The sequence below is a fragment of the Bacteroides sp. 519 genome (assembly GCF_010500955.1).
Classification (GTDB): domain Bacteria; phylum Bacteroidota; class Bacteroidia; order Bacteroidales; family Bacteroidaceae; genus Bacteroides.
In genome coordinates this window covers 91726-108819 of sequence record NZ_QVMJ01000004.1, presented here as the reverse complement: position 1 = coordinate 108819, position 17094 = coordinate 91726, and the positions used below count along the sequence as shown (strand labels likewise).

Below are 17094 nucleotides of genomic sequence, written 5' to 3'. Positions count from 1 at the left end.
TGTATTCAGGCTTTAGCCAAACACTTTGGCTAAAGCCCAGAGTCGAGTTTGATCTTTAAACCGTCAGCTAAAGCAGACGGCAATTGATAAATAATAACGAACTAATTATGAATACTTGGGCGTTTTTAAAGCAATATGTTAGGTAAATATTAGTATCTGTTGCAATTATGTTATTACATTTGCAAAATATGAAAAACAGATATATTAAAACAATTACCTATATAGGCCTTTTGGCTGTATTATCACTACAACTAATATGGGTTGTAAATGCATATCGTTTATATAAAGAAGAATTGGTAAAAGAAAACTCCCTTCTCTTAGGAAATGCATTTATGGCTGACATAGATAGAAGACTAGAAACCACAACCATGCCTTCTGATTTGATAAAGGGAAATGGTTCTGAAATCGCTATGAGTTTCCTTAATGAAAACTTAGAGAAATTAGGAGCACCACTGTCTTTAGAATACATTGACTCCATATACAAATCGTTAGCAAACGAATCAGGACTAACTACTGACGTTTTTATTGAACTTGTATCTAGTGATCTAGGAGTTATTCAATCAACAGCTAAAAAGAGGAAAGGCATATGGCATACCACCTATCGCAATAAAGTAACATATACAAAAATAGATGAATCGCAGTATATTCAAGCAATCTCAAATCCCTTTAAAGACATCTTCACTCAAATGGGCCTACTATTAATCGGTACCATTATATTTGTATTCCTTATTATATATTGCATTACCTATCAAATTAAAATTATTAACCGGCAAAACAAAATAGCGCAATTGCGCAACGATTTTACTCATGCCATGGTGCACAATATGAAAACACCATTAACATCAATCAAGATTGGAAATAAAGCGATAGAAAGCGGGAAGCTAAGTCCGGAGAAAACAAAACGGAATCATGAAATAATAAACGAAGAGGCTGAGAACATTTTAATGCTTACCGAAAAGATACTCACTCTGGCCCAAATAGAGCAAGACGAATTAACCTTAAACAAAGAAATAGTATCGGTAAAAGCTATTGTGGATGATTTAATGGAGAAATTCCTTGCAAAAGCCAAAAAAGAAATCAACTTTGTCGCCACATATAATATTGAAGAAGTTTATGCTGATGCCGGCTACCTGAAGCAAGTAATCAGCAATCTGATAGAGAATGCTATTAAATATTCGGGCGACAAGGTTACTATAACTGTTACAGTTGACAGAAACAATGATTACACACTTATAAAAGTAAAAGATAACGGATTTGGAATATCAGCCAAAGATCAATTAAAGATATTCGAGAAGTTTGAGCGTGGAGCAGCAAGTAAACGATCGGCAAAAGGTGGAGCTGCCGGATTTGGCATTGGGCTCAACTATGTACAACAAGTTGTTAGAATGCATGGAGGAATGGTGGCCATTGAAAGTGTAAAAGGAGAGTATAGCGAATTTACAATAAAGTTACCCAAACTAATAGAAGAAATATAATCAAACTATTGAGGTAGATGTTCATAATTAGTTCAACTATCAATTGCCGTCTGCTTTAGAGGTTGTGTAAAAAGTGTGACCATTCATTTTTTTAAGTTACAAATTGTAAGTAGCCCGAAGGGCTTTAACTATGCATAACCCCGGGTGAGCGAAGCGTAACCCGGGGTAGGCTAACCCACTCAAAACAGCCCTGAAAGGGTTGAACTCCTTNGCCCTGAAAGGGTTGAACTCCTTCGGAGCTCAGAAAATCAAGGGGAGTTATACCCCGGGTTACGCTTTGCTCACCCGGGGTTATGCACATATTACCCCTACCGGGGTAATTGCTTACAATTTGCAATAAAATCAAAGAGCGATTGGACTTTTCACACAGTCTCTAAAGCAGACGGCAATTGATAAATAATAACGAACTAATTATGAATACTTGTGCGTTTTTTTAGCAATATGTCAGGTAAATATTAGTATCTGTTGAAATTATGTTATTACATTTGCAAAATATGAAAAACAGATATATTAAAACAATTACCTATACTGGGCTTTTGGCTGTATTAGCATTACAGCTAATATGGGCTTATAATGCATATAGTTCCTCAAAAGAGGAAATACAAAGAAAAGGAGGAGAATTGCTAGATACAGCAATGCGAGAAGATGTAACTCGACGGATTAAAACAGTTCCACTACCAAAAGAAGGAGTACTTGACGATCACAAAGATGGCTCAAGTATAAGCTTTGCTCTTTTAAATGAAGTTTATGAAAGCCTAAGTGCCCCTTTATCCCTTCATTACATTGATTCAACCTACAAATCTTTAGCCGCCGAAGAAAATTTTCTATTTGACTATCATTGGGTAGTTTATGAAGGGAAGTTCGTGAAATCTGATAGTCGTGCCAAGTTTGATGTTTATTCATGGGGGGAATTACAAAATACAAAGTAAATGATTCATACGAAAGAATTCGTCGTAATTGGTATCAGTATCTTGTTGTAAAATGTAAAAAATAGAAATTATATGAAAAAGAAATACAAAACAGCTCTTGTGGTAATTGTATCTATTCCGTTTGTATTGGGAATACTACACATAATAATAGGCAGTATCAATAAAACTTATGACCAGGAGGAGATAAAACAAATAAGTGAGTTTTTATTGCAACCGTCTACTGAAGATTTAAAAACCAATGGTCAGGTACTGGGATATTTTAAGAATTGTCCCTTTTTATGGTGGGAAATACAAACTATAAAGGATGAAAATGGGCATAGGAATATAGAGCATCTTCGATTTTTCAATAAAAACAGGAGTGTTACTCTAAAAGGGACTTTTAGTGTAAAGAACTTCAATCATCTCGAAAGTATTAATATTGGACGTAATTGGATAAACAATCTCATAGTGAAGAATTGCCCAAAATTAGAAAAAATTAAAGCGTTGCATAATAATATAAATTATGTAATAATTGAGGGGTGTCCGAAGCTTGAGGAAATTAGGTTGTCTCAGAATCCTATTGAAAAATTAGACATAACAGGTTGTCCTAATATGAAAGAATTAGATGTAGCATATTGTCCATTAAAAGAACTTACAGTCTTGGAAGCACATCCTTGGCAGGAATGGTCGCTTGACAGTATCACTATGGTTATAGTAAAAACTGTAAAAAAATAAATTAGTCTTAATGTATCAGAAGGAATATTTGGTAAAATAATACTAACAAATGAATAATAATTGGATATTGCCAGAAACTCAAAAAGACGTAGACATTTTACGTCAAGAAGAACTCACTCAAAAGCAAAATACTGAAAGCGAAGCTTTCCTAAGTAATAGTCTATCTCCTAACTATGTACTTATTGATGCTGCTCTATGGGGTACAGATGTCGATATTTTGCTTCTTGATCCTACTATAGTATACAGATCATTGTTCAGAGGCTCTACGGGTGAAGAATTGTGGAGTGTGGCTCCCTATCTTGTTGATATATCCACCAATGAGAAACTGATACAAATAATAAAAGAGAAAGATCCAGTTGATCGAAGAGTTACCTGGTTGTCATCCTCACTAGGAATTGATGAACTGCGCAAGCATCTAAGACATTTCTTGCGAATGAGGAAGGCAATTGATAAATAATAACGAACTAATTACGAATACTTGTGCGTTTTTTTAGCAATATGTCAGGTAAATATTAGTATCTGTTGCAATTATATTATTACATTTGCAAATATGAAAAACAGATATATTAAAACAATTACCTATACTGGCCTTTTGGCTGTATTAGCGTTACAGCTAATATGGGCTTATAATGCATATAGTTCCTCAAAAGAGGAAATACAAAGAAAAAATGGAAAAATATTAGGCGAAGCACTACACGAAGATGTAACTCGACGGATTAAAATAGTACCAATACCAGAGGGGGGAATGTTTAATGATTTCGAAGATGGGACTAGGGTAAGTATTGGCTTTTTAAACGAAGCATATGAAAGCCTAAGTGCCCCTTTATCCCTTCATTACATTGACTCAACCTACAAATCTTTAGCCGCTGAAGAAGGATTAAGTACTAATATTGTTATTGAACATATATCTGATAGTTTAGGCGTAATCCAGTCGACTCAAAAAGAAAAAGGATTCTGGCATTTAACCTGCCCTAAAAAAGTGTATACAAAAGAAAATGGATCCGAATATCTTCAAGTTTCCATTTTAAATCCCTTTAAAGACATCTTCACCCAAATGGGCCTATTATTAATTGGTACCATTGTATTCGTACTCCTTATTGTATATTGCATTACCTATCAAATTAAAATTATTAACCGGCAAAACAAAATAGCGCAATTGCGCAACGATTTTACTCATGCCATGGTGCACAATATGAAAACACCATTAACATCAATCAAAATTGGAAACAAAGCAATAGAAAGTGGGAAGCTAAGTCCGGAGAAAACAAAGCGGAATCATGAAATAATAAACGAAGAGGCTGAGAATATTTTAACGCTTACCGAAAAAATACTTACTCTGGCCCAAATAGAGCAAGATGGGCTAACCTTAAACAAGGAAACAATACCAGTTAAAGCTATTGTGGATGATTTGATGGAAAAATTCCTTGCAAAAACGAAAAAAGAAATTAACTTTGTTGCCACATATAACATTAAGGATGTTTATGCCGACGCCAGCTACCTGAAGCAAGTAATCAGCAATCTGATAGAGAATGCCATAAAATATTCGGGCGACAAGGTTACTATAACTATTACAGTTGACGAGAACAATGATTACACGCTTATAAAAGTAAAAGATAACGGATTTGGAATATCGGCCAAAGACCAATTAAAGATATTCGAGAAGTTTGAGCGTGGAGCAGCAAGTAAACGATCGGCAAAAGGTGGAGCTGCCGGATTTGGCATTGGGCTCAACTATGTACAACAAGTTGTTAGAATGCATGGAGGAATGGTAGCGATTGAAAGTATGAAAGGAGAATACAGCGAATTTACAATAAGATTACCCAAACTAACAGAAGAAATATATGATCAAACTATTGTTGGTAGAAGACAATGAAAGTCTTAACTACATTATTCAGACCAGCCTGGAAGATGTAATTGGTGGTTACGAAGTTAAAACCGCACTCAATGGTAAAGAAGGACTAATATTGTGGAAAGAATATAAACCGGATGTTATTGTAGCCGATATAGATATGCCCGAAATGAATGGTAAGGATATGGTGAAAAAAATAAGAGAAGTAGATGGCGATACTCTTATTCTTTTTGCATCGGGCGAAACCAAAAGTATAACCGATGCGCTTAGCATAGGTGGAAATAATTTTATAAAGAAACCGTATACTCCCGAAGAACTGGATGCATACCTTAAAACATTAATAACATTAAAGTCGGGTGCCCCAACCCGCGACAAAAGCCAGACCCGCAACCTGGGTTCGTTTACTTTTGATGGCGTTAAGAATGTATTAAAAGATGCCAACGACAATGTGGTATCGCTTACTGCAAAAGAAGCAGGTGTTATCCGAATCCTCATTTTAAATAAAGGAGAAGTTGTAAAGCGAGATGCTATTCTCGAACAAGTTTGGGGACAAGAATACGATCATTTCCTGTCGCGCAGCTTAGATGTAGTTGTCAATAATCTGCGTAAGGCACTAGCCTCGGACCCAAACGTAAAATTAAAAACAGTAAAAGGCATTGGGCTCCTTTTAACTGACTAACTTTTATTTTGAAACGCGGATTAATCCTGTATTGTTCATTAAATCATTTAAACACAGAGACACAGAAACACTGAGCTTTTCCTTGTGCTGAACACGGAGGCTTCGCTTTTGTCGTACGGTTAAAAAAGACCCACTTTTAGCTCAAACTCAGTGTTCAGCACAAAGAAAAGAACTCTGTTTCTCTGTGCCTCTGTGTTCAAAAATTCTCTTTTCCAAAAAAAAGTTGCATTTTCTTTTAGGGTTCTTTCAATCTCACCTGTTATATATGCAGAAGGGGGCAAAACAGCCTCTCTCTGCAAACCTTTAATTTAGTACTAACCCTTAAATTACAATATATGGTAAAATAGCAACCTTACTAATCAAGGAATCGCAACTTCCCCCAAGCTTGCCGGTTCGAAACGATCACAACTTATTTAATAATTTATTAACTTAACACTCTACAGAAACATGAGAAAAATTTCTTTTAACAGGGCTAACTCTAGTCCAGGAAGTTTTACTTTGAAGCAAACGCTGCTTACTGTTCTTTTTCTTCTTTTATTAGCTCCCCTCCAAGTTTATGCTCAAAATGGTGTAACCATAAAGGGTACAGTAACCGATAACGATGGTATAGAAATTATTGGTGCCAATGTTGTTGTAAAAGGAACCTCCAATGGTACAATTACAAATGTTAATGGCGAGTTTACCATCGATGGCGTTAACAATGGCGATATTATTCAGGTAAGCTACATTGGCTATACTGCCAAAGAAGTTACTTATAGCGGACAAAGTCCTTTTACTGTTGCACTAACCGAAGATTCGCAGATTATTGACGAGGTTGTTGTAACCGCTCTGGGTATCAAGCGCGAAAGAAAAGCACTGGGATACGCCATGCAAGAAGTAAAAGGCGACCAACTAACCGAAACACGCGATGCCAATATTGCCAACTCTTTGGCAGGTAGAATTGCTGGTGTACAAATTAACCAAAGCAGTACAGGGGTAGGCGGTTCAACCCGTATCCTTATTCGTGGTAACAACTCTATTGCTGGTAATAACCAACCTTTGGTGGTGGTAGATGGTGTGCCCATTGATAACTTTAGCAGTGACACCGACGAGTATTGGGGAAATGGTGCTATTGATAAAGGTTCGGGTATCTCCGATATCTCTCCCGATGATATTGAAAGCATGTCGGTATTGAAAGGTCCTGCTGCGGCAGCACTTTACGGTAGCCGTGCAGGTAATGGTGTTGTGATGATTACTACAAAAACCGGTGCAGGCAGAAAAGGCTTAGGTATTTCGGTTAACAGCAACATTACTTTCGAAAATCCGATGATGACCCCCGACTTCCAGAATGTATATGGACAAGGAGGATGGGAACTGTCGAATCCAGATGATAAGAATTCGCCATTGGTACATAAGTTCAACAATAACGTTGTTGGTAGCTGGGGACCAAAGATGGACGGATCAACACAAGATATGGCATTGGGTAAATATGCATATTCGGCTCGCGATAACGACTTGTATAAAGACTTCTTGCGCACAGGTACAACCTGGACAAACAGCATGGAGCTTACCAAAGCAACCGACGATATGACTATTCGTGCTGCCGTTACCCGTATGGACAATAAAGCAGTTGTGCCTAACAGCGGTATCGAAAGAACTTCTATCAACTTGCGCTCAACTATGAAACTGGCTAGTTGGCTTTCGGCAGACTTCAAGATCAATTACATCAATCAGCAATCTAAAAACCGTATTGCTATTGCTGCAGACCCTAATAACCTTTTCTATGATTATCTAACCATGCCACGTAGTGTTGGTTACTCGGACTGGGCACCTTACCGCGATAATAACTGGAAACGTGCCGATGGCAAACCGGCATCGTGGAAAAAAGACCATAACACGGCTCCAAACAACCCATACTGGTCTACCGAGCGTAATGGTAACTCGGATAAGCGCGACCGCTATATTGGTTTTGCATCATTCGACATCAAGTTTACCGAATGGTTAAACCTGAAACTTCGTTCGGGTATGGATAACTATACATTCCTTTACGACTGGACCCGTGCAACCGGTAACCCATACTGGGAAACAAGAGGTAGCTACCGTGTACAAACCGAACGTTTTAAAGAATTAAACTCCGACTTCTTGTTTACTGCACAAGGTAACTGGAACAAGTTTAGCGTTGTTGGAACAGCCGGTGGTAATATAATGTATCGTTCAACTTCTTTGAACAATGATTTCTCGGGCGAGTTAGAAATTCCTGATTTCTATTCAATAAACAACGGTAGAACACACAGAGGTGATTTTACACGCAGCCGCAAACAAATCAATTCGTTGTATGCAACGGCTTCACTATCGTGGGATAGTTATTTGTACCTTGATTTAACTGGCCGTAACGACTGGTCGTCTACACTACCCAAAGAAAACAATTCGTATTTCTACCCATCGGTAGGTGGTAGCTTTGTTTTCACTCAGTTGCTTAACAACATGGGCAAAACAGCTGGTCCTTTAACATTTGGTAAACTTCGTGCATCGTGGGCACAGGTAGGTAACGATACCGATCCATATATGCTACGCGATTACTACACACTCGATTACGATATTCGTGGAGGTATGTTTGGTGTTAGCAACAAAAACTGGATTGCTAATCCTAATCTGAAAAACGAAACAATTGAATCGTGGGAGTTAGGTCTGGAACTGAGAGGATTCGACAACCGCGTTGGTTTGGATGTTTCTTACTACAAGAAAAATGCTAAGAACCAGATTCTTAAGATTTCGGTACCAGCTGCTACAGGCTATAGCTACAGAATGATTAACGCAGGTAACATTCAGAACGAAGGTTGGGAAATTGCTTTGAATGCAACCCCGATAAAAACAAAAAGTGGTTTTACATGGAATACATTGGTAAACTGGTCTACCAATAAAAACAAGATTATTAAACTTACCGAAGGTACAGAACGTCAGATTCTGAGCGATGGTGCAGGAGTTGGATTTATGGATATAGTTGCCGAAGTTGGCGGATCGTACGGTGATATGTATGGTACAGCTTTCTTACGCAACGAAAAAGGTCAGATGGTTATTGGTGCAAACGGAATTCCTATTGCAACAGCCGAACGGGTAAAACTAGGAAACAATCAGCCTAAATGGATGTTGGGATGGTCTAACGACTTCTCGTACAAAAACTTCACATTTGGTTTCTTGATCGATTGGAACTTTGGTGGAAACATATTCATGGGTTCTATTCAACAAGGTACCCGTTGGGGTAACCTGGCAATGACCCTCGACGGTCGCGATGGTATGGTTGTAGAAGGTGTAAACCAAAAGGGCGAAGCCAACACTGTACAAATCAGAGGTGAAGAGTACTGGAAAGGTATTGCCGGTATTACCGAAGCATTTGTGTACGATGCAACCAACGCACGTCTTCGCGAAATTAGCTTTGGCTATACGCTTCCACGCACATTATTGTCGAAAACTCCTTTCTCGAGCGTGAAGGCTAGTTTTGTTGCCCGTAATCTTTTCATGATTTATCATAAAACAAAAGGATTCGATCCTGATGCTGGATTTAGTAATGCAAGCTCGGTGCAGGGAGTTGAATTTGCTTCAATGCCTACAATGAGAAGCATTGGTTTCAATGTAAACGTAGCATTCTAATGTAGTTTTGTTATAAATAAAAAGAAAGTAAGATATGAAAAATATTAAATTATATGTCGCTTGTTTTTCGTTTGTGTTCGCGATGGCAGGATGCGATGACATTACAAATCTCAATAACAACCCTAATGAACCGGATGATACGGTAAATTATAACCTCAACGATCCGCGTTTGGCTTCTACCCTCCGTGCAGGTATCCCAATGGAAGGCGATGACGAACAACGTATTAAATCGCTGATGCTTGACTATTTTGCACAAATAGCCGATGGTGGTAACTTCAGCACAAAGAACTATGTAATGAACGAAGACTGGAACCGACGGATGTATCGTCGTGTACAGTCCAACGTATCTTCGTTGAATATTGTTATTCGCAATCTTCTTCCCGAGATCGAAGATTACAGACACACCATTGCAGTAGCTAAGATATGGCGTGTGTTTACACAAGCCAGCGGAGTTGACTATTTCGGTCCTATTCCATTTGCACAATATACAGTGGTCGAAGACAATCCTCCATACATGTCGGTTGAGGATAATTACAACGAGTTTTTCCGCGAGCTGGAAGAGGCTGTTAATATGCTAGGACAGGAAAGCACCAATCCTATTTTCATCAGCAGTAACTCCGATTTGCTTTATGGCAACAGTGTAGCCAAATGGCGTGCATTTGCAAACTCGCTTCGTTTGCGTTATGCCCTTCGTTTATCCGAAGTAGATGTAGAGAGATGTAAAACCGAAGCCAAAAAGGCAATAGAATCGGGTGTAATGGCAGACCGTAGCGGCAACGCTTATTTGCCTCCGAAGGCTAATGGCGATTGGGGACAAGATTATAACTATACCATGTTCCAGATTACATGGGGTGGTGCAATCAATATGACGCAGACTTTCGAGAAACTGGTTACTAACATTGGTGGTGCCGATTTCCCTAAAGACATCTTCAACAAAAGAAATGCAAAAAAGACACCTTTGTCTAACATACATCCGGAAAAAGTAGACCTTCGTGCAACAGCCATGTTCGATCCCGCTTTTGATACTGGCGACTGGAAAGGTGTTACCTATGGTTTACCTACAGCCGAATACAATGCTACTGTGGCTAAAAGTTGTGCCGAAATGGGATTCCTTTACAACAACGGAACTCCTTACAAAAGCCGCCCATACGATGTAATGTTGTTCGAAGAAGTTTGTTTCCTGAAGGCCGAGGCTATTGAGCGTGGATTTGTTACTGGCGATGCTAAAGCCGAATACGAAAAAGGAGTTCAGGCTTCGTTTGCAACATGGGGACAATCTGCAATTGCAGCTGATGATTATTTAAAGTCGAATGAAAAGAACCTTGCCGGTACAAGTGCTAATTACGATGATTTCGAAGAGTTTGGAGCAGCTACAGGCAATACCCGCTTAGAGAAAATTATTACCCAAAAGTACATTGCTGCTTTTCCGGATGTATCGTTTGAATCGTGGAACGATAAGCGTCGTTTAAACCTTCCACGCTTTGATGTTGGGGCATATCGTTATGAAGCACAATATGTTGCTACCAATAAAGATATTAAAGACCCAAGCAACTTTATCCGTAGGGTACAGTATCCCGAACAGGAAAATCAAATTAATAAAGTTGAGTATGATAAAGGGGTTAAATTATTAGGAGGACCCGATCAATCAAATACTCCTATATGGTGGGATAAGAGTAAGAACTATTGTACTTCGGTTAAGTAATGCGTTATACCATACATAGTTAAACCTAGGAAGTAGTTGTGTTTCAAAGCCCGTTTTAGCGTGATGTTAAGGCGGGCTTTATATTTTTATTAGTTAGAATCCGCCCGGATGTATTTGCTTAATCAATATAATAATTTTATCTTTGTGCCGCATTTATGGCCTTGTAGTTCAACGGATAGAATAGAAGTTTCCTAAACTTTAGATAGGGGTTCGATTCCCCTCGAGGCTACTTTGCAGAGCCCTGATAATCTAATTACCGGGGCTTTTTTAGTTTTATACCAACTGATAAACCCCTCCCGCAAGTACCCTGATTACCCCTTTCATTTCCAATTCAAACAGCAGTGAGTTCATTTTATACACAGGGATGTTGGTTGTTACCACTAAACTGTTAATCTGCACCTTTCCTTCCTTCTCTAACACATTAACAACAAGTTGTTCATCGTCCGATAAATCCGGAAAGAAAGAACGTTGAACCGGAGCCGGCTTTTGTGCTTTAGTTTTGCCCCATCCCATCATCTTTATAAAATCGTCGGGCGATTGAATCAGCCCAGCTTTATTGTCTCTTATTAACTGGTTGCAGCCACGCGACGAATCGTCGGTAGCCCTTCCGGGGAAGGCAAAGCAATCGCGGTTGTAGCTTCCTGCTATATCCGCAGTAATTAAAGAACCACCTTTGGCGGCCGACTCAACAACAATGGTAGCATCGCTGATGCCGGCAACAATGCGGTTGCGACCAACAAAGTTAAATCTGTCGGGATTGGTTTGGGTTATGTATTCGGTGAGCAGTCCACCGTTTGATAACATATCTACCGCTGTTTTACGATGCGATGAGGGGTAAATTCTATCTAAGCCATGAGCTAACACGGCTACTGTGGCAAGGTTGTTTTCGATCGAAGCACGATGAATGCAAATATCTACTCCATACGCTAAGCCGCTTACAATTAAAGCATCCGGACATTGCTTTTGAAGCCCGGCAATTAGTTCGGAACACATTTGTTTTCCATATTCGCTGATGTTGCGTGTGCCTACTATGCTTACAATTTTGCTGGCGTTCAGGTTTGTATTTCCTTTGAAAAAGAGAACAATCGGGGCATCGCTACACTCACAAAGGCGTTCTGGATAGTTATCGCAGGTAATAGGGAGGCAGGTAATTTTGTTCTTCTCAATAAACTCATATTCCTGTTTGGCTCTATCAATGGCTTGCGAACAGTTGAGTGCCTCGATAATTCGTGGTGTTATACCCGGCATTAACTCGCGCAAGTGCTTCCCCGATTCAAATACCTTGGTAGCACTTCCAACTGCATTAATTAAATTCCTGGCCCATACATGTCCAATGCCGGGTACTTGGGTTAACGCTATTGCATAAATATTTTCTTCTATACTCATTCGGCCAGGTAGGGGGCAAATATGCTATCAAATAATTCGCTGTTACTTAATCTGCCATTCACTACACATACGGTTTCAACAGTGGCTTTAACAGCTTTCTGATTATCGCTTTTCCGGAAGATATCCTGGTAAAACACATATTTAATGCCTTCCTTTTTTATGTATAACTTTGATACAAATTCGTCGCCACTGGTAAGCGAAACCTTGAAAGCCATATTTATACGGGCAACAACAGGATCTACCCCTTGCTTATGCAGCTCGGCAAAACTAACACCTATGGATGACAGAAACTCGTGGCGGGTATGTTCCAGATAGTGTTGATAGTTGGCGTTGTTTACAATACCTTGCAAATCGCACTCGTAATCGCGTACCTTTAAAGTGAGTTCGTATATGTATTTCATAATCTAAAATTTTTTCTGTTCGGCTACCGTAACCAGTTTAAACAGTTTGTCGCTTGGACGAATCTTATCTTCTATCTTCATCGAGAATCGTTGTCCTTTTTTCACTGTATCTACAGGTTTAAGCTCTACCCGCGCCTCGTCTATAGTTGCAAATACGGCTCCGGTTGTTGGGCCGGTAATAAGTATCTTATCGCCTACCGATAACTCGGCTGCTTCGACCAGAAATTCGGCTACTTGCAGGTTGTTGAAGTACTTAACTCCTTTACCTACATATACCTTGCGTTCGGTAGCTTCCGAACCATAATTTTTGCTCCATTCGCCCAAACGTTGCCCCAGGTAATAGCCATTCCAGAAGCCACGGTTGAATACTGTTTTCAGGCGTTCGTTCCAGGCGGTAATCTTTTCGTCGGTAAATGTATCATCCAGATAAGATTGTATAGCCTGTTTGTAACATTCGGAAACTACCCGCACATATTCTGGTCCGCGGGCACGGCCTTCAATCTTAAATACCCTGACTCCTGCATCAATCATCTTATTCATAAAATGAATGGTTTTCAGGTCTTTGGGCGACATTATATACTGATTGTCTATTTCCAGCTCGATATCTGTTTCTTTATCTTTCACAATATATCCGCGGCGACACACTTGCATGCAGGCTCCCCGGTTGGCAGAGTTATCCATCTCGTGCAACGAGAGATAGCATTTACCCGAAACGGCCATGCACAAAGCACCGTGACAGAACATCTCGATACGAATCTGCCCGCCGCCGGGACCGCAAATATTCTGTTCTTTGATTTGCTTATATATTTCGGCTACTTGTTCCAGGTTAAGCTCGCGTGCCAGTACAACTACATCGGCAAATTGTGCATAAAACTTTAATGCTTCAACATTCGAGATATTTAATTGGGTAGACAAATGTACTTCCTGACCAATGCTGCGGGCATATACCATAACGGCAACATCGGCTGCAATGATGGCCGAGATGCCTGCTTCTTTAGCAGCATCGACAATGGTGCGCATTAAAGCTATATCGTTATCGTATATAATGGTGTTAATGGTAAGATAGCTTTTTAAACCGTTTTCGTCGCAAATGTGAGCTATTTCCTTTAAATCGTTAATGGTAAAGCTGTTCGATGAGCGTGCCCGCATATTCAGGTTTTCGATACCAAAGTAAATAGAGTCGGCCCCTCCTTGTATGGCAGCCGCAAGGGATTCGCGCGAGCCAACAGGTGCCATTATCTCAAAATCGTTTATGTTTGCTTTTTTATCAGTCATATCTTATTTCCTATTTTTCACTTACAAAGGTAGTTTAAGTTTTTAAGTTTCCGAAGCGACTTAACCTGCATTATTCATACTTCTTTTTGTTCCCGATTCTGTTGGACAGATAAATATTATCATCCAGCAAAATAATTTCGCTAATGCACAAATCATCATATTTGCTCCCACGGATAATCTGTGATATCGTTATCGTAATTTCTTTGACTGGTGAATTATTAAAAATGTTTCGTTGAAGGCACAGGGCTTGCTCAGGAAGATTATCAAAAGTAGTCACTGTATATTCACTGACTTGCGGAATATTTACCAGATAGTAGTAATCCTTATTATCTATAGATTCGGGAATCTGCACTGTTGCAAGAGCTTCTATGCCATCGGGACGACAATTTTCACGGAATGTCTTTTCGTTTTTGTGATATCCTCCCAGCAACAATACAGCTCCAAGTTTTACGGGTTCCTTAAACTTTATTGTAACACATGGCAATTCTGTTGGGTTCCACGTAGTGGCCCATGTGGTTTGCAAATCCATATCAGTAAGGTTACTTGCAGGGTAAGATGGATTCTCCGCAGAGACTGTTACCGTATAACGGTGGTTGGCAATACGACAGGGCAACCAGTCGTCCAGTTGTGGGAAAGACGGATTCTGGAACTTAAAATACAGTGGATGGGCTTTACTGAAATCGAAATTGCGGGCACGTAATACCAGTTTATCACCTTCACGGGTAAGTTTTTCAGGGGAAGGGCCGTTGGGGTATAACTCCTGATAATGATAATCCTGATCATCGTGTAAAAGTTTCACTCCTGATATATCTATCTCGACGTCCAACTCTTGCACTACACCAGTTCCCCAATGTTGCGCCGGCGATAGATCGTAATTAAATGCCGACCACCACCAATCCCTCCTAATAGACTCGTAGGTAGCGATAACAGCCTGATTACGCACAGAATAACACACATCAAGAATCATTGTTTCGCCGGCGTGAATGCTGAATTGTGTATAATACCACTTACGCCCTACACAATGGGAAGCATAAACCTTCGCCTCTTCCTCTTCTGTCCACGCACCAAACTCTTCTATTTCTTGTACATCCTGTACTAGTGGCTTGGCAGGCTTTCGGATAATGGTTTCGGGTGATATTTCAAACGGCAGGGAAATGCCATTTGCCTGGAAATTTACTTCCTTTATATAATCATCGTGCCAACCGAGTTCATACCGGCTTTCGGAATAGAGTTCACTGTACAAGGGCGAATTAACCTCACCTGTACCCTGATAATCGACCGGGAAAGAATAATCAATATCTTTGTAATCTTTATCAGATGCATTCCATAGGTAATAACGCACTGAAACACTGGTATATATTCCTGGTGTTATGCGCAGTTCTTCTTTTATAACGTGTATATCTGTAATGGTACGCGGCACGGGATTTGCGGAACGGCTAACGGCAGACAAACGGGTGGTAGGGTCGCCATTAGCATACAAGCTGTGGGCAAAGCCTGATAAGAAAAAAAAAGTGCCCCAAGCTAACAGACATTTATAAAGGACTATGTGTTTCATTATTTCCTATTTTCACTTACAAAGGTAGTTTAAGTTTTTAAGTTTCCGAAGCGCAATTCACTGTTTTGGAAATCCTTACTCGTTAATTCTACTCGTTTATGAAGTATTAACACTGGTATAGAGTGCTATTTTGCTATTCTTTTAATCCCGGTGGCTTACTTTTTTTATCCTACCGGGTTTTAGGTTTTATCCTACCGGGATGCGGCTTTTATCTTACCGGGATAAGACGCAAATCCTACCGGGATTGGAGTTGGAAGTCGGTAGGATGAAATTTTGTAATTGGTTGTTTTTCAGTGCTATACCTATGTGCATTAAAAAAGGAGAGAAGTTTGTCGCTTCTCTCCTTCAGGTATATTTCTAACATAAAGATAGTAAATAACTTCCGGTTCTCCAAATTATCGTTTACACTATTTAACCGGTTTGAACGGGTAAATAATGCTTTATCCTTACATTAAAACACTTTGAACACTGCCAGATTTCCTTTGTGATCTGTTGGCCATACACTTGCCGGCTCAATAAAATTATCCTTGGTTTCATTCTCTGACTGTACACCTCGTAATATTGTTTGAGATGGCCCTACAAGCGAAATACTTTCCAACGAAATGTTGCTATCGGGATAATAATAGATGAAGTCAATTCTGTCGCGTTCGTCGGCTTTGGGAGCCCAGGCCAGTTTACTTACCGGAACCGCCGGGTTGGCCGATGGAAATGTAAACCCGGGATGGGTTACGGCGCTTGCATACTTTTCGCGGAATGTATCTTTGTAACCCGCATTTTGCAACAGAACCGAACAATCCCAGTTAATAACCACACCGTTATGATCCCACAAATCTTTGGTATCTGCTTGCCAGTCCAGATGAGACGGTTCATTAAAATCGCCACCCAGCAGCACAAGGTTGCCTTGTTCTCGTTCTTTGGCAGCATCGGTAATAAATGCCCGGATAGCCTCATCTCTGTACGATATACGGTTGGATTCCAGAATAAACTCAGCATCGGTAACCGGTGCATCCAGTTGTTTCCAGGTAGTACCGCTGTAGCCACGAGGCATATAACACTCGTAATGTGTGTAATCCAGGTGTGCAGAATAGCAAACAATGTTTTTTCCATTCACCTCTATCATGGCTTTAGTAATTGGCGAACTGTTGTTCTCTAATTTAAAAGGCATGGTTTCGTTCTTTAAAGGATACTTTGAAAGAATGGCTGTACTATGGCCCAGATGTGCTCCATAGTACACTTTATTCTCTGTATTTAATGTATCCGTTAACCGCTTGATGAGAGGATTTTCCTTGTTATTTTGCATTTCGCAAAGTAAAACTACATCTGCATCTGTTTGCAGAATAATACTGGTTAGCCCCTTGAAACCATTGGGTACAGTAGTGGTGCCATGCCACATATTTAGTTGCAATACTTTAAGCTCGGTTCCTTTGGTGCCCGAAGTACACGAAAACAAGCAAAGTGCAACTGCCACGAGGTATATGTATTTTCTAATCATACCAGCAAAT

13 protein-coding genes and 1 tRNA gene are annotated in these 17094 nt (G+C 39.8%); 9 read left to right on the top strand and 5 right to left on the bottom strand.

Annotated features, from left to right (window positions below; all coding sequences use genetic code 11):
- The first annotated feature begins 188 nt into the window (after positions 1-188).
- The 9 genes from D0T85_RS05320 (at position 189) to D0T85_RS05280 (ending at position 11204) form a co-directional block, all read left to right on the top strand.
- Positions 189-1475, top strand: a complete 1287-nt coding sequence (locus D0T85_RS05320; protein ID WP_163210977.1) for a sensor histidine kinase KdpD — start codon at positions 189-191, stop codon at positions 1473-1475.
- Between the two features lie 494 nt (positions 1476-1969).
- Complete coding sequence (locus tag D0T85_RS05315; protein ID WP_163210975.1) at positions 1970-2404, top strand: hypothetical protein; 435 nt, start codon at positions 1970-1972, stop codon at positions 2402-2404.
- A 72-nt stretch (positions 2405-2476) separates the two neighbouring features.
- Entirely contained in the window at positions 2477-3118 is a 642-nt protein-coding gene (locus D0T85_RS05310; RefSeq protein ID WP_163210973.1) for a hypothetical protein, read from the top strand.
- 49 nt (positions 3119-3167) lie between these two features.
- Positions 3168-3575, top strand: a complete 408-nt coding sequence (locus tag D0T85_RS05305; protein WP_163210971.1) for a DUF4123 domain-containing protein — start codon at positions 3168-3170, stop codon at positions 3573-3575.
- Positions 3576-3668: 93 nt separating this feature from the next.
- Entirely contained in the window at positions 3669-4991 is a 1323-nt protein-coding gene (locus D0T85_RS05300) for a sensor histidine kinase KdpD (RefSeq protein WP_163210969.1), read from the top strand.
- Positions 4960-5646, top strand: a complete 687-nt coding sequence (locus tag D0T85_RS05295; protein WP_163210967.1) for a response regulator transcription factor — start codon at positions 4960-4962, stop codon at positions 5644-5646. The genes D0T85_RS05300 and D0T85_RS05295 overlap by 32 nt, the downstream gene beginning before the upstream one ends.
- A gap of 447 nt (positions 5647-6093) precedes the next feature.
- On the top strand, positions 6094-9273 hold the full coding sequence (locus D0T85_RS05290) for a SusC/RagA family TonB-linked outer membrane protein (RefSeq protein ID WP_163210965.1): 3180 nt from the start codon (positions 6094-6096) through the stop codon (positions 9271-9273).
- 34 nt (positions 9274-9307) lie between these two features.
- Positions 9308-10975 carry a SusD/RagB family nutrient-binding outer membrane lipoprotein gene (locus tag D0T85_RS05285; RefSeq protein WP_163210963.1) on the top strand — a complete coding sequence of 556 codons (1668 nt, stop codon included), beginning with the start codon at positions 9308-9310 and terminating at the stop codon, positions 10973-10975.
- A 157-nt stretch (positions 10976-11132) separates the two neighbouring features.
- A tRNA-Arg gene (locus tag D0T85_RS05280) sits at positions 11133-11204 on the top strand.
- Between the two features lie 44 nt (positions 11205-11248).
- Here D0T85_RS05280 and dprA read toward each other — a convergent pair.
- The 5 genes from dprA to D0T85_RS05255 all read right to left on the bottom strand — a co-directional run bounded on the left by dprA (position 11249) and on the right by D0T85_RS05255 (position 17084).
- The gene (gene dprA, locus D0T85_RS05275; protein ID WP_163210961.1) at positions 11249-12361 is read right to left on the bottom strand and encodes a DNA-processing protein DprA; all 1113 of its coding nucleotides are present in this window, start codon (positions 12359-12361) and stop codon (positions 11249-11251) included.
- Positions 12358-12762, bottom strand: coding sequence for a thioesterase family protein (locus D0T85_RS05270; protein ID WP_163210959.1), 405 nt, complete (start codon positions 12760-12762; stop codon positions 12358-12360). Before D0T85_RS05270 ends, dprA begins: the two co-directional genes overlap by 4 nt.
- A gap of 3 nt (positions 12763-12765) precedes the next feature.
- Positions 12766-14037: a peptidase U32 family protein gene (locus D0T85_RS05265; RefSeq protein WP_163210957.1), complete on the bottom strand. Its 1272-nt coding sequence runs from the start codon at positions 14035-14037 to the stop codon at positions 12766-12768.
- 70 nt (positions 14038-14107) lie between these two features.
- Positions 14108-15592 carry a hypothetical protein gene (locus D0T85_RS05260; protein ID WP_163210955.1) on the bottom strand — a complete coding sequence of 495 codons (1485 nt, stop codon included), beginning with the start codon at positions 15590-15592 and terminating at the stop codon, positions 14108-14110.
- Positions 15593-16043: 451 nt separating this feature from the next.
- On the bottom strand, positions 16044-17084 hold the full coding sequence (locus tag D0T85_RS05255; RefSeq protein ID WP_163210953.1) for an endonuclease/exonuclease/phosphatase family protein: 1041 nt from the start codon (positions 17082-17084) through the stop codon (positions 16044-16046).
- Positions 17085-17094 lie beyond the last annotated feature (10 nt).